Origin of the sequence: Caulobacter sp. 1776 (assembly GCF_040545685.1) — a bacterium.
In the GTDB taxonomy this organism is placed as follows: Bacteria; Pseudomonadota; Alphaproteobacteria; order Caulobacterales; family Caulobacteraceae; genus Caulobacter.
The window spans coordinates 556,137-569,769 of sequence record NZ_JBEPMI010000002.1 but is presented as its reverse complement, the minus strand read 5'-3'; the positions used below and the strand labels follow the sequence as shown (position 1 = coordinate 569,769).

Annotated in this window: 8 protein-coding genes; 6 read left to right on the top strand and 2 right to left on the bottom strand. The window is 68.8% G+C overall.

Annotated features, from left to right (window positions below):
* Nucleotides 1–33: 33 nt before the first annotated feature.
* The 4 genes from ABIC66_RS08045 to ABIC66_RS08030 all read left to right on the top strand — a co-directional run bounded on the left by ABIC66_RS08045 (nucleotide 34) and on the right by ABIC66_RS08030 (nucleotide 5,627).
* Nucleotides 34–1,077, top strand: a complete 1,044-nt coding sequence (locus ABIC66_RS08045) for a glycosylasparaginase (RefSeq protein ID WP_354069208.1) — start codon at nucleotides 34–36, stop codon at nucleotides 1,075–1,077.
* A gap of 62 nt (nucleotides 1,078–1,139) precedes the next feature.
* The gene (locus tag ABIC66_RS08040) at nucleotides 1,140–2,003 is read left to right on the top strand and encodes a dienelactone hydrolase family protein (RefSeq protein WP_354069206.1); all 864 of its coding nucleotides are present in this window, start codon (nucleotides 1,140–1,142) and stop codon (nucleotides 2,001–2,003) included.
* Between the two features lie 8 nt (nucleotides 2,004–2,011).
* Complete coding sequence (locus ABIC66_RS08035) at nucleotides 2,012–3,991, top strand: TonB-dependent receptor (protein ID WP_354069205.1); 1,980 nt, start codon at nucleotides 2,012–2,014, stop codon at nucleotides 3,989–3,991.
* A 130-nt stretch (nucleotides 3,992–4,121) separates the two neighbouring features.
* Entirely contained in the window at nucleotides 4,122–5,627 is a 1,506-nt protein-coding gene (locus ABIC66_RS08030) for a GH39 family glycosyl hydrolase (RefSeq protein WP_354069397.1), read from the top strand.
* Here the strand turns inward: ABIC66_RS08030 and ABIC66_RS08025 are convergent.
* Nucleotides 5,624–6,970 (bottom strand): sigma-54-dependent transcriptional regulator, encoded by a 1,347-nt coding sequence (locus tag ABIC66_RS08025; protein WP_354069203.1) that lies wholly within the window; start codon nucleotides 6,968–6,970, stop codon nucleotides 5,624–5,626. The genes ABIC66_RS08030 and ABIC66_RS08025 overlap by 4 nt on opposite strands.
* Before the next feature lie 2 nt (nucleotides 6,971–6,972).
* Complete coding sequence (locus ABIC66_RS08020) at nucleotides 6,973–8,808, bottom strand: sensor histidine kinase (RefSeq protein ID WP_354069201.1); 1,836 nt, start codon at nucleotides 8,806–8,808, stop codon at nucleotides 6,973–6,975.
* Nucleotides 8,809–9,051: 243 nt separating this feature from the next.
* Here ABIC66_RS08020 and ABIC66_RS08015 point away from each other — a divergent pair, with 243 nt between their 5' ends.
* Together ABIC66_RS08015 and ABIC66_RS08010 are read left to right on the top strand one after the other, a co-directional pair.
* Entirely contained in the window at nucleotides 9,052–10,407 is a 1,356-nt protein-coding gene (locus tag ABIC66_RS08015; RefSeq protein WP_502910328.1) for a dicarboxylate/amino acid:cation symporter, read from the top strand.
* 56 nt (nucleotides 10,408–10,463) lie between these two features.
* On the top strand, nucleotides 10,464–13,532 hold the full coding sequence (locus ABIC66_RS08010) for a TonB-dependent receptor plug domain-containing protein (RefSeq protein WP_354069199.1): 3,069 nt from the start codon (nucleotides 10,464–10,466) through the stop codon (nucleotides 13,530–13,532).
* Nucleotides 13,533–13,633 lie beyond the last annotated feature (101 nt).

Sequence of the window (13,633 nt, the reverse complement as noted above, 5' to 3'; positions counted from 1 at the left end):
GGATTCGGCGCGGTCTTGTTGGAGCACACGAGCATGATGAATCGTAGGGGCCTGATCGGCGCGTCCTTGATGGGATCGGTGATGATCGGCGCGAGCGCGGCGCAAGGCAGAGAGATGGCGGCGGAGGGATCGGTGAAGCTGCAAGGGCCGTGCGTGATCTCCACCTGGGACTTCGGCGTCGCCGCCAACCAGGCGGCCTGGGCGGTGCTGTCCAACGGCGGCCGGGCGCTGGACGCCGTCGAGGCCGGCGCGCGCGTCCCCGAGCAGGACCTGAAGAACCACAGCGTCGGCCGCGCCGGCTATCCCGATCGCGACGGCCACGTCTCGCTGGACGCGTGCATCATGGACGAGCTGGGCAACTGTGGCGCGGTGGCGGCGCTGGAACATATCGCCCACCCGATCTCGGTGGCGCGCAAGGTGATGGAAAAGACCCCGCACGTGATGCTGGTCGGGGCCGGCGCCCTGCAGTTCGCGATCGAGCAGGGCTTTCAGTACGAGGAGCTGCTGACGCCGGAATCCAAGGCCGCCTGGGAAGCCTGGAAGAAGGACGCCAAGTACCAGCCCAAGGCCAACAGCGAGGTCGGCGACTATGGCAAGACCTCGGGCCAGTTGGGGACGCCTGGCGGCGCCAATAACCACGACACCATCGGCATGCTGGCCATCGACGCCAAGGGGAACATCGCCGGCGCCTGCACGACGAGTGGCATGGCCTGGAAGCTGCGCGGCCGGGTCGGCGACAGCCCGATCATCGGCGCGGGCCTCTATGTCGACAACGAGGTCGGCGGCGCCACCTCGACCGGGGTTGGCGAGGAGGTGATCCGCAACGTCGGCAGCTTCCTGGTGGTCGAGCTGATGCGCCAGGGCCGCTCGCCCGAGGCCGCCTGCCGGGAGGCCGTCGAGCGAATTCTGAAGAAGAAGCCCCAGGCCAAGGACATCCAGGTCGGCTTCCTGGCGGTGAACAAGGCGGGCGAGGTCGGGGCCTGGGCGATCCAGTCCGGCTTCAGCTACGCCCTGTGCGACGGCCGCAAACAGGACCTGCTCCTGCCCGGCAAGGCGACTTATCAGGTCGCCTCGTAAAGTGGGTAGGCGGCGGCGAAACGCGGTTATAGCGTGCCGCTCCAGTTCAGGAGGAGACCGCCATGTGCGATGACGAAATCCACCCCGGCCTCATACAAGATCCCACCCTTTCGCGGCGCAAGTTCGGTCTGCTGGCGGCGGCCATGACCGGCGTCGCGACGGTGGCCCACGCCGACGACGCGGTCGAGGAGAAGGACGTCGAGATCAAGACGCCCGACGGCGTCGCCGACGCGGCGCTGTTCTATCCGAAAGGCAAGGGCAAGTGGCCGGCCGTGCTGATGTGGCCCGACATCTGGAGCCTGCGCCCGGTGTTCCGCCAGATGGGTCGCCGACTGGCCGCGGCTGGCTATGTCGTGCTGGTCCCCAACCTGTTCTATCGGACCAAGAAGGCGCCGGTGATGGAAGGCGCGATGAACTTCGCCGATCCCAAGGATCGCGACACGATCATGGCCCTCGCCAAGACCGTGACACCCACGACCGCCGTGGTCGACGCCAAGGCGTTCGTCGCCTTTCTCGATACGCAACCCCAAACCAACAAGGCCGAGCCGATCGGGACCCAGGGCTACTGCATGGGTGGGCCGCTGGCCTTCCGCACGGCCGGCGCCATTCCCGAGCGCGTCGGCGCGGTGGCCAGTTTCCATGGCGGCGGCCTGACGGCGGACGGCGCCGATAGTCCCTATCTGCTGATCCCCAAGACCAAGGCCGCCTATCTGGTCGCCATCGCCGACAACGACGATCAGCGCGATCCGGCCTCGAAAGACAAGCTGAAGGCCGCCTTCGCCGAGGCCAAGCGGCCGGCGACCGTCGAGGTTTATGCGGGCGCCAACCACGGTTGGACCGTCCCCGGCAGCCAGGCCTACAACGAGGCCTCGGCCGAAAAGGCCTGGAGCGAGCTGCTGGCGCTGTACAAGAAGGCCCTGGCCTAACGATCACGGTGGGACTCGAAGCGCCGCCCGCCCCGGTCTCGGCGATCGTCGTCGAGGCGCCGCGGTTGCCGCCCTTGGCCGGGCAGGAAGCCTTTTCCACGGCGACCTATGACGCCGAGGCCCTGAGCGCCTCGGCGCGGCTGGACGACGTCCTGAAGACGACGCCCGGCGTCTCGCTGTTCCGCCGCACCGGCAGCGACGCGGCCAATCCGACCATCCAGGGACTTTCTCTTCGGGCTGTCGCGCCGTCCGGCGCGGGCCGGGCGCTGGTGACCCTGGACGGCGCGCCGCAGAACGATCCGTTCGGCGGCTGGGTGATCTGGACCGCCTTGCCAGGCGAGGGCCTGTCGGGCGCGACCGTCGTGCGCGGCGCTGGGGCGGGGCCCTACGGCGCCGGCGCCCTGACCGGCGTCGTGGCCCTGCGCGAGCGAGCGGCGGGCGGCGGTCTGACCAGCTTCACCGCCCAGGCCGGCCAGCGCGACAGCTGGCGGGCGGCCGGAACCTACGGAACCGACCACCTGCTCCTGACCGCCAGCGGCTCGCGCACCGACGGCTATCGGCCCGTGCGCGGTTCGGCGGCTGGCGCGGCCGATACGCCCACGACCTTGGAGGACGGCTCGATCGCGGCTCGCGTGCAAGGCCAGCTCGGCGGCGTTCGCTGGGCCGTCCGCGCGAGCGCGTTTCAGGAGACGCGCGACGCTGGCTTGGTCGGCGCGCGGTCCAACGCCACCGGCGGCTCCTTGACCGTGACCCTGGCCGGCGAGACTTGGCGGGCCCAGGCCTGGGCCCGGTCCAGCGACTTGGAGAACGCCTCGGCCGCCGTCGCCGCGGGGCGCGTCGGGACGACGCCGGCCAACGACCAGTACTCGACCCCGGCCAGCGGCTATGGCCTCAACGCCGCCTGGCAGCGCAAGGCTGGCGACTGGTCGTGGGAGCTGGGCGGCGACGTTCGCGCGACCGAGGGACGGACAAACGAACGCTTCCGCTACATGGCCGGGGCCTTCACCCGCCAGCGGACGGCCGGCGGCCGCACCTTGGTCGGCGGGGTCTATGCCGAGACGGCCTATAGCAGGCCCGACTTCTCGCTGGCCGCCGGGGCGCGGCTGGATCGCTGGCGGTCCTATGACGGCGTGCGGCGCGAGCGGGATACGGCGACCGGCGCCCTGACCCTCGACGCACCGCCAGCGAACGCTTCAGGCGCAACCCCGACGGGCCGGATCGGCGTGCGACAACGTCTGTCGGGCCAGACCTGGTGGCGCGCGGCGGCCTATGCCGGCTTCCGGCCGCCAACGCTCAACGAACTGCACCGTCCGTTCCGGGTCGGCAACGACGTGACCGAGGCCAATGCGGCGCTGAAGCCCGAGACCCTTTACGGCGTCGAGGCCGGACTCTCGGGCGAAGGAGCGGTGCGCTGGAACATCGGCGCGTTCTACAACCAGGTGCGGGATCCGATCACCAATGTGACGATCGGCATCGGGCCGGGGACCTTCCCGGTGGCCGGCTTCATCCCGGCCGGCGGCGTGCTGCGCCAGCGGCGCAATGCCGGCGAGATCAACGCCCACGGCTTGGAAGGCGACGTCGCCGCCGACCTATCGCCGGCCTGGACGGTGCGCGCGGCCTTCTCGGCGACCCATGCCCGTGTCGACGGCGGCGCGACCGCCGCCCAGCTGACCGGCAAGCGCCCGGCCCAGGCGCCGGCCTTGACCGTCACCGCCGGCGCGCGCTGGCGGCCGATCGCGCGCCTCAGCCTCGACGCCGATCTGCGCTACGAAGGCCGCCGCTACGAGGACGACCTGAACCTGCGGACGCTGAAGGCGGGCGCGAGCCTTGACCTGCGCGCCGGTTGGAAGGTCTCGCCGGCCAGCGAGATCTATCTGGCCGCCGACAACGTCCTGAACGCCGACCTTGCCGTGGGCCAGACCGCCGACGGCGTCACCAGCTATTCGGCGCCGCGCACGGTCTATGTGGGCTTCGCGGTCCGTCGCTGAGGCGTAATTGTCCTACAATAACGATTGATAGCGCTATCATGGCCGTGTAGCCCTGCTTCCAACGAAGAAGGAGGACTCCATGCGTCTGTCACGCCGCGCCCTGATGGCCGCCATCTCCAGTCTGCCGGCGATGGCCCACGCCGCGCCGGCCAGTCCGCGTGTTATCGCGCTGGACGTGATGAAGACCACGGGGCCGGTGGATCGCTTCTTCGACCTGTCGGTCGGTTCGGACTATCCGGGCACCCTGATCCGCGACGACAGCCAGGCTCAGTTGAAGACGACCGTGGACGAGCTGGGTTTCCGGTACATCCGCTTCCACGCGATCTTCCACGACGTGTTGGGCACGGTGAAGGTCCAGGACGGCAAGATCGTCTACGACTGGACCAAGCTCGACCAGCTGTACGATGCGCTGCTGGCCAAGGGGATCCGGCCCTTCGTCGAACTGGGTTTCACGCCCGACGCCATGAAGAGTTCGGAACAGACGATCTTCTACTGGAAGGGCAACAGTTCGCATCCGAAGCTGGAGCCCTGGCGCGACCTGATCGACGCCTTCGTCCGGCACGTCCGTCAGCGCTACGGCGTCGAGGAAGTCCGCAAGTGGTTCTTCGAGGTCTGGAACGAGCCCAACCTGGATGGCTTCTGGGAGAAGGCCGACAGGGGCGCCTATTTCGAGCTCTATGACGTCACCGCTCGGGCCATCAAGGCGATCGACCCGGCCTTGCGGGTGGGCGGGCCTTCGACGGCCGGCGCGGCCTGGGTTCCGGAGTTCCTGGCCCACGTGAAGCAGAGCGGCGCGCCCGTCGACTTCGTCACCACCCACACCTACGGCGTCGACGGCGGTTTCCTGGACGAGAAGGGCGTGCAGGACACCAAGCTGTCGCCCTCGCCCGACGCCATCGTCGGCGACGTGCGGCGGGTGCGCGAGCAGATTCAGGCCTCGGCCTTCCCGAACCTGCCGCTCTATTTCACCGAATGGAGCACCAGCTACACGCCGCGCGACAGCGTCCACGACAGCTACGTCAGCGCCGCCTACATCCTGGAGAAGCTGCGGCGGACGAAGGGCCTGGTCCAGGGCATGAGCTATTGGACCTATACCGATCTCTTCGAAGAGCCTGGTCCGCCGACCAAGCCGTTCGAGGGCGGTTTCGGCCTGATGAACCCGCAGGGGATCAGAAAACCCGCCTGGTTCGCCTACAAGTATCTCAACGCGGTCCGGGGCCGCGAGATCGCCAGCGCGGACGATCAGATCTTCGCCGCCCGCGACGGCGACCGGGTAGCGGTGCTGGCCTACGCCTGGCGCCAGCCGGACCAGAAGGTCAGCAACCGGCCATTCTACACGCGCCCGCATCCGACCTTCGACGTCGAGCCGTTGAAGCTGACGGTGGCGGGGCTGAAGCCCGGATCCTATCGCCTGCGCGTGCGCCGCACCGGCTATCGCGCCAACGACGCCTACAGCGCCTATATCGACATGGGCGCGCCCAAGAGCCTCGCGCCCGAACAGCTTCGGACGCTGCAGAACATGACCCGGGACCGGCCGGAGATCGAAAGGGTCATCAAGGCCAGCGGCGGCCAGACCATCATCGATCTGCCCATGCGCGCCAATGACATCGTGTTGATCGAGCTGGCGCCGATCTAGCGCGAGGGGCGGCGGTAGCGGGCCAGGTCGATCCCGTGCCGCTCGACCTTGTCGTAGAAGGTCTTGCGGGGGATGCGCAGCACCTCGAGCGCCGCGCGGACATCGCCGCCGCAGCCAGCCAGGGCCTCCTCGATCACGTGCGCCTCGTAGGTCGCCACGCGTTCGGGCAACGGCGCCACGTCGGCCGCGCCACCCGCCGTGGTCTGGTCGGCCAGGCCCAGGGCGACGCGCTGGGCGTAGTGGCCCAGTTCGCGGACATTGCCGGGCCAGTCGTGATTGTGCAGCCGCCAGCGGACCCGGTCGTCGATCACCGGCTGCGGGCCATCCAGGCGCTCGCAGGCGCGGGCCAGGAAATGGGCGAACAGCAGCGGCACATCCTCGCGGCGCTCGCGCAGCGGTGGGATGCGGATGCGCACGACGTCCAGGCGGTGGAACAGGTCCTCGCGGAACGCACCGGCCGCGACGGCGTCGCCCAGGTCGGTCTTGGCGGCGGCGACGATCCGCAGGTCAAGGGTCTGGGCGCGGTTGGAGCCCAAGGGCGTGATCTCACGCTCCTCCAGCACCCGCAGGAACTTGCCTTGCGCTTCCGGCGCCAGGGTCTCGATCTCGTCGAGGAACAAGGTGCCGCGATCAGCCTGCTGGATGCGGCCCACACGCTGGCGGACCGCGCCGTTGAACGCGCCCAGCTCGTGGCCGAACAGCTCGCTGTCCAGCGTCCCGGCGGGCAGGGCGGCGCAGTCGACGGCGACGAACTCGCGATCACGGCGGCGGCCCCAGGCGTGAAGGGCCCGCGCCGCCAGCTCCTTGCCGACCCCGGTCTCGCCCTCGAGCAGTACGTCGACATCGGCGCTGGCCAACTGTCGCAAGGTGGCGCGCAAGCGCTCCATGACCGGGGTCTGGCCGATCAGCGGCCAGTCGCTCTGGGCCTGGGCGGCGAGGGCGCGCAGTTCGCGGTTCTCCAGGACTAGCCGGCGCTTCTCCATGGCCCGCCGCACGCTGCTGACCAGGCGTTCGGGCGCGTAGGGCTTGGCCACGAAATCGTAGACGCCGTCGTGCATGGCCTCGACCGCCTCGGAGACGTCGGCGTGGCCGGTGACCAGCAGCACCGGCAGGTCGGCGTCCTGCGTCTTCAGGCGACGGAACAGCTGGCGGCCATCCATTCCGGGCATGCGGATGTCGCTGACCACCACGCCGGGAAAGCCGGCGGGCAGGGCGGCCAGCGCCGTCTCGGCCGAGGTGAAGGCCAGCACCTCGAAGCCCGCCAACTGCAGGGTCTGGACGTTGGCGTCGCGCAGGACGTCGTCGTCGTCGATGAAGGCTACCTGGTTGACGGTCACGGGCATCTTTAGCGCGCCTTGGGCAGGGATATGACGAAGCGGGCGCCGCCGGGGCCGGCTTCGAGGGACAGTTCGCCGCCGAACTCGGCGACGATGTCGCGGCTGATCACCAGGCCAAGGCCGAGGCCGCGGGGCTTGGTGGTCGCGAACGGCGTAAACAGGGTCTTGGCCGCCTCCGGCGCGACGCCAGGGCCGTTGTCGGCGACCAGGATCCGCACCTGCGAACGCCTGACCGAGACCTGGACGCGGATCTCCGGATCGCTCGCGCCGTCCAGCGCCTCAAGGGCGTTCTGCAGCAGGTTGACCAGCACCTGCTCCAGGCGGAAGCGTTCGGCCATCACCAGGGCGGCCTCGTCGACTTCGTCGCGGATGACGCGCGCGCCTTGTTGGCGCAGGCGCGGGCCGACCAGCAGCAGGGCGCCGTCGACGGCTTCGCGCACCGCCACCGGCGCGGCCGGGGCGCTGGACTTGCGGGCGAAGGCGCGCAGCTCGTCGGTGATCAGGCCGATGCGGTCGGTCAGGCCCGCGATCAGGCCGAGATTGGCCTTGGCGGTCTTGTCGTCGGCCCGCTCCAGGAACACGGCGGCGTTGTCGGCGTAGGCGCGGATAGCCGCCACCGGCTGGTTGATCTCGTGCGCCACGCCGGCGGCGATCTGGCCCAGGGTGGCCAGCTTGTTGGATTGGACCAACTCGTCCTGCATCAGATGGATGTGCGCCTCGGCGCGACGCCGCTCCTCCATCTCGACGGTCAGACGCTGGTTGCTGTCGCGCAGCTCGGCCGTGCGTTCCTGCACGCGGGCCTCCAGCTCGAGGCGCGCGGCTTCCTGGCGGGCGGCGCGGACGGTGGCCTGGCCGCGCCAGCGCAGGACGGCGGCGGCCAGGGCGCAGGCGATCAAGCCCACGAGCAGGGCGATGGCGCGAGCGCCCGCCACGGCCGTGCGCAAGGCCGCGCCGACAGGTGTGAACGTGTAGACCGTCCAGCCCACGGCCCCCAGATCGGCGCTGGCCGCCATGAACCGAGTCTCGTCCTGACCCGGCGGCGCGACCGCGGTCAGGACGGGGACCCGTCCCGCGGCCGGCGGCGGAACAGCGCCCAGGACCTGAAACGGCGCGTCGCCGAAGCGATGCTCGGCGCGCAGCCGCTGCTGCTCGACCAGGGGCAGGGGCGTGAGCGTCGAGAATCGCCACGCGGGGACCGAGGTGACCAGGATCACGCCCCTCGGATCGGCGGCGAAGGCCGGTTCGGCGGCGGACCATTCGGCCTCAAGCGCCTCGAATTCCACCTTGACGACGACGACGCCCAAAGCCCCTTCGCGGCCGTCCACGCGGCGCGACATGAACAGGCCCGGTCGCCGACTGACCGTGCCCAGGGCGAAGAGCTCGGCGGCGCCGTGGGCCTTGGCGTCCTTGAAATAGGGCCGGAAGCTGTAGTCGGAGCCGACGAAGCTGGTCGGTTCGCGCCAGTTGCTGGCGGCGATGGTCATGCCCTTGGCGTTCAGCACGTAGATCGCCGCGGCGCGGATGCCCCCGCTCAGGGTCTCCAGCTTGCGGTTCAGGGCGTCGATCCCTCGCGGGTCGGCCGAGCGCAGCACCTCGGCCACGTCCGGGTCCTGGGCCAGGACGAAGGGGAGGGAACGGTGCTTGGCCAGTTCGCTGCGCAGCACCGCCGCGTGCAGGGCCGCCGACGCCTGGGCTTGCCGTTCGAGGTCGGCGGTGGCGCGGCGCTGGGCCAGGGCGCCGGCGAAACCCACGACGCCGGCCAATAGGATCACGCTGGCCGCGACGAAGGCCATCCAGCGCCGGACGATCGGATCGGCCAGGTTTGGCGGCGACGGCCGGTTCATGAACGCGCCTCCAAGGTTTGTGCGGATTTTCGCACAAACTGGATGATTGGCGTGAGGAATTTCGCCGCGAGCGTCGGCGCCTCCATCGACTTACAAGAAGAAAAGCAAATGTAAAACAAGGCTTTGAAGCTTTTTCCGAGGCCGCTTGCGCGGCGTCCTTCCGCACAGGATCGTCTATCCAAGCGGCCCGGCAAAGGGGCGCGGGGTGGAAACGCGGCCTTCGGGCCTTGCCAAGAGGCGACAGTGCAGACGATCCAACCGACCGCATCCCCGCGGCCCGAGGGGCGGCCTCCGGCGCGACCCAAGCCGTTCTTCCAGCACCTCTACTTCCAGGTGCTGCTGGCCATCCTGCTGGGCGGCGCGATCGGCCACTTCTATCCCGAGATCGGCCAGTCGCTGAAGCCGCTGGGCGACGCCTTCATCAAGCTGGTGAAGATGGTCATCGCCCCGGTGATCTTCCTGACCGTCGTGACCGGCATCGCCGGCATGCGTGACCTGGACAAGGTTGGCCGCGTTGCGATCAAGGCGCTGCTCTACTTCGTGGTCTTCTCGACCCTGGCCCTGGTCGTCGGCCTGGTGGTCGCCAATGTTGTCCAGCCGGGCGCGGGTATGAACATCGATCCCGCCACGCTGAAGGCCGGCAAGGTCGCCGAGTACGCCGCCAAGGCCCACGACCAGAGCGTCGTCGGCTTCCTGATGAACATCATCCCGACCACCGTGGTCGGCGCCTTCGCCGAGGGCGAGATCCTGCAGGTGCTGCTGATCTCGATTCTGTTCGGCCTGTCGCTGACCCTGGTCGGCGCGCCGGCCAAGCCGGTGATCGACTTCCTGGAGCTGGTGGCCCAAGCGTTCTTCAAGTTCGTGCACATCGTCATGAAGTTCGCCCCGATCGGCGCCTTCGGGGCCTTCGCCTTCACGATCGGCAAGTACGGCATCGCCTCGGTAACGAACCTGGCCATGCTGGTCGGAACCTTTTACCTGACCTCGCTGCTGTTCGTGGTCGTGGTGCTGGGGACGGTGGGCCTGTTCAACGGCTTCTCGATCTTCGGCCTGATCCGCTATCTGAAGGCCGAACTGCTTCTGGTGCTGGGCACCAGCTCGTCGGAAGCGGCTCTGCCCAGCCTGATCGAGAAGCTCGAGAAGGCCGGCTGCCCGAAGTCGGTCGTCGGCCTGGTGGTCCCGCTCGGTTACTCATTCAATCTGGACGGCACCAACATCTACATGACCCTGGCGGCGCTGTTCATCGCCCAGGCGACTGGCGTGCACCTGTCGTGGGAGCAGCAGGCGCTGCTGCTGGGCGTGGCGATGCTGAGTTCCAAGGGCGCGGCGGGCGTCACGGGCGCGGGCTTCATCACCCTGGCCGCGACCCTATCGGTCGTGCCCGCGGTGCCGGTGGCCGGCATGGCCCTGATCCTGGGCGTCGACCGGTTCATGTCCGAGTGTCGGGCCCTGACCAACTTCACCGGCAACGCGGTGGCGGCGATCGTTGTCTCGCGCTGGGAGCGCGGCCTGGATGTCGCGGCTCTCAAGTCGGCTCTCGACCCGACGAAACACCCGCCGGTCGCCGGCGGACCCATTCCGGATCCGGCGCGCCCCTGAGGCTCGCCGGACCGCTCAAGCACAGTCAAAACAAAAGAAACACGGGGGAGCTATTCGTGACGAACCAAGCCCATCGCCGACACCGCCGCCATCTCGTCCAGGGCGCGGCCCTGGTGGTCCTGCTGACCGCCGCTGGCGGTGCGGCCGCCCAGGAAGCGACCGACACGACCAAGGTCGAGGAGATCGTCGTCGTCGGCAGCCAAATCAAGGGCGCCAAGACCACGGCGGCCCTGCCGGTCACGGTGTTGGACAACAACCAGATCGCCGCCACCGGCGCGGTCTCGGGCGATGATCTGTTCCGCTCCATCCCGCAGATGGGGGACGTGTTCATCAACCCCAGCAACGCGCCGCAGACCAGCAATTCCACGCGCGGCGACGTCAACTCGATCAACCTGCGCAGCCTGGGCGTCGGCAACACCTTGGTGCTGCTGAATGGTCGCCGGCTGGTCTCGCACCCGACCAGCCAGTCGTCGGGCACCGTGCCGCTGCTCGGCTACAACGCCAATGCCATCCCGACCGCCAACCTCGAGCGCCTGGAAATCCTGCGCGACGGCGCGGCGGCCGTATATGGCGCCGACGCCGTGGCCGGGGTGGTCAACACCGTGCTGCAGACCGACTTCAACGGCCTGACCGTCGACGCCCAATATGGCTGGGCCGAGGGCACGCACCGCAAGGAGTACAGCAGCAACATCTTCGCCGGCCGCAACTTCGCCGAGGGGCGGGGCAACATCTCGCTGAACGGCAACTTCACCTGGCGCACGGCCCAGCGTCCCAGCGACCGGCCCTATACCGCGACCCAGGACTTGCGGCCGCTGTTCGCAGGCTATGCGGACTACGCCGCCAGCGCCGCCCCGGACAACCGCGGCAACCAGAACTCGTTCGCCAACTTCACGGTGTTCGGCGTCACCAGCGCGATCCGTCAAGGCACGGTCGCCCTGACGTCGGCGGCTGGCGCGACCCACGTGCAGCCCAACACCATCGCCGGCTGCGCGACCCAGCTGGGCAACGGCCTGTGCCTGGGCACGGGCAACCTGGCCACCGGAAGCACGGCCAACGCCTACCGCTACAACGCGCCGCAGAACGACGCGACGACCATCGCGCCGGAGATCGAGCGCCAGAACCTGTTCCTGAACGGCCACTACGACATCAGTGACAACCTGACGGCCTATGGCGAGCTCGGCTTCTATCACGCCACGTCCGAGGGCCTGACCACCCAGGGCACCAGCCTAGTCGCGATCGGCGTGCCGGCCAGCAACTACTGGAATCCCTTCGGCCCGGTGACTTTCGCCAACGGCCAAGCCAATCCGAACCGCCTGCCGAACCTGACCAACGTGCCCGCCAGCGGCATGGCGGTGACCTTCACCAACTACCGCTTCAACGATCTGGGTCCGAGCAAGGTGGAGGTCGAGAACTATCAGACCCGCTTCCTGGGCGGGCTGAAGGGCGAGAAGTGGGGCTGGAACTGGGACTCCGCGGTCCTCTATTCGAAGGCCGACGCCAAGGACGAAAGCGACGGCATCGACAGCAAGAAGCTGGCCGCCCAACTGGCCCTGTCGACTCCCGACGCCTACAACCCGTTCAACGGCGGCTGTCTCGACGGAACGGGCGGGCGTGACTGCACGCCCAGTTCAAAGGCCGCGCTGGACGCCATCCGCTTTCGGCTGAAGCGCCACTCGACCACGACCCTGACCTTGGCCGATTTCAAGGTGTCCAAGTCCGACCTGGTCAACCTGTGGGCTGGCCCGGTCGGCGTCGCCGCCGGCGTCGAGTTCCGCCACGAGACCCAGCAGGACCGCCGCGACCCGATGCTGGACGGCCGCACCCCCTTCACCGACCCGGTGACCGGCGCGACCAGCAACAGCAACGTCACGGGCGTCAACGACACCCCCAGCACCAAGGGCTCGCGCGACGTCGGCTCGGCCTTCGTCGAATTCGCCCTGCCACTGGTCTCGCCCGAGATGAACATCCCGCTGGTGCGCCGCATCGACGTCCAGCTGGCTGGTCGCTACGAGAACTACAGCGACTTCGGCTCGGTCGCGAAGCCGAAGGTGGCCATCGCCTGGGACGTGGTCGATGGCGTCCGATTCCGCGGCTCCTGGCAGCAGGGTTTCCGCGCCCCGAACCTGGAGACCACCAACCCCTTCAGCTATTCGCGGACCAACACGGTCACCGACTTCTACCGCTGCGAGGCCGATTTGCGGGCCAAGCGCATCGCGACCTTCTCGGCCTGTTCGCGCGGGGTGGGCATCCGGTTCACCACGGCCGGCAATCCGAACCTGAAGGCCGAGGAGAGCGAGAGCTATTCGGTGGGCGTCGTCCTGCAGCCGACCTTCATCCCCGAGCCGTTCGGCCGCTTCACGCTGACGGTCGACCGCTGGCAGATCAAGCAAGACGGCATCGTCGGCACCCTGGGCTCGACCAATATCGCGGTGCAGGACTACCTGGCCCGCCTGGGCGGCGCGAACAACGCCAACGTGGTCCGCGCGGCCCCGACGGTCGATGACGTCGCCTTCTTCAACGGCACGGGCCTGGCCCCGGTCGGCCAGATCCTCGAGATCCGCGACCAGTTCAAGAACCTGCAGCCGCAGACGGTCAGCGGCATCGACTTCGGCCTGAACTGGGTCCTGCGCACGGACAACGCCGGCCGCTTCAGCGCTAATATCGACGGCACCTACATGGACAAGTACTCGCAGGAGCTGGCCCCGCCGATCGCCGAGCTGTTCGCCGCCCGCGCCGCCGGCACGATCAACCCGGCCACCCCGCTGACCGATCCGGGCGACCTCCTGAAGCGCAACGGCAAGCCGAAGTGGAAGTGGAGCGGCACGGGCACCTGGCGCGGCGGTCCGGTCCAGATCGGCGCCTCGGTGATCTATACCGGCGCGGTGCTGGACACCGACTTCCTGTCGGCGACCGGCGAGCCCTGGCGCGTGAAGCCGCTGACCACGGTCAACCTCTACGCCCAGTACCGTTTCGAGCAGAAGGGCTGGGCCAACGACACCCGCATCCGCGTGGGCGCGCGGAACATCTTCGACAAGGATCCGCCCCTGTCGTCGAGCGGCTACATCGGCTCGCTTTACAACCCCTATGCTCGCTACTGGTACCTCAGCATCGCCAAGTCGTTCTGATGCCGAGGGAGAGCCCTTCCGTTACGTTGCAACGGACAAAAGGGCCCTCAGGCTGAAAGTCTGAGCATGACGATAGGACTATCGTCATGCTCGGGCCGGCC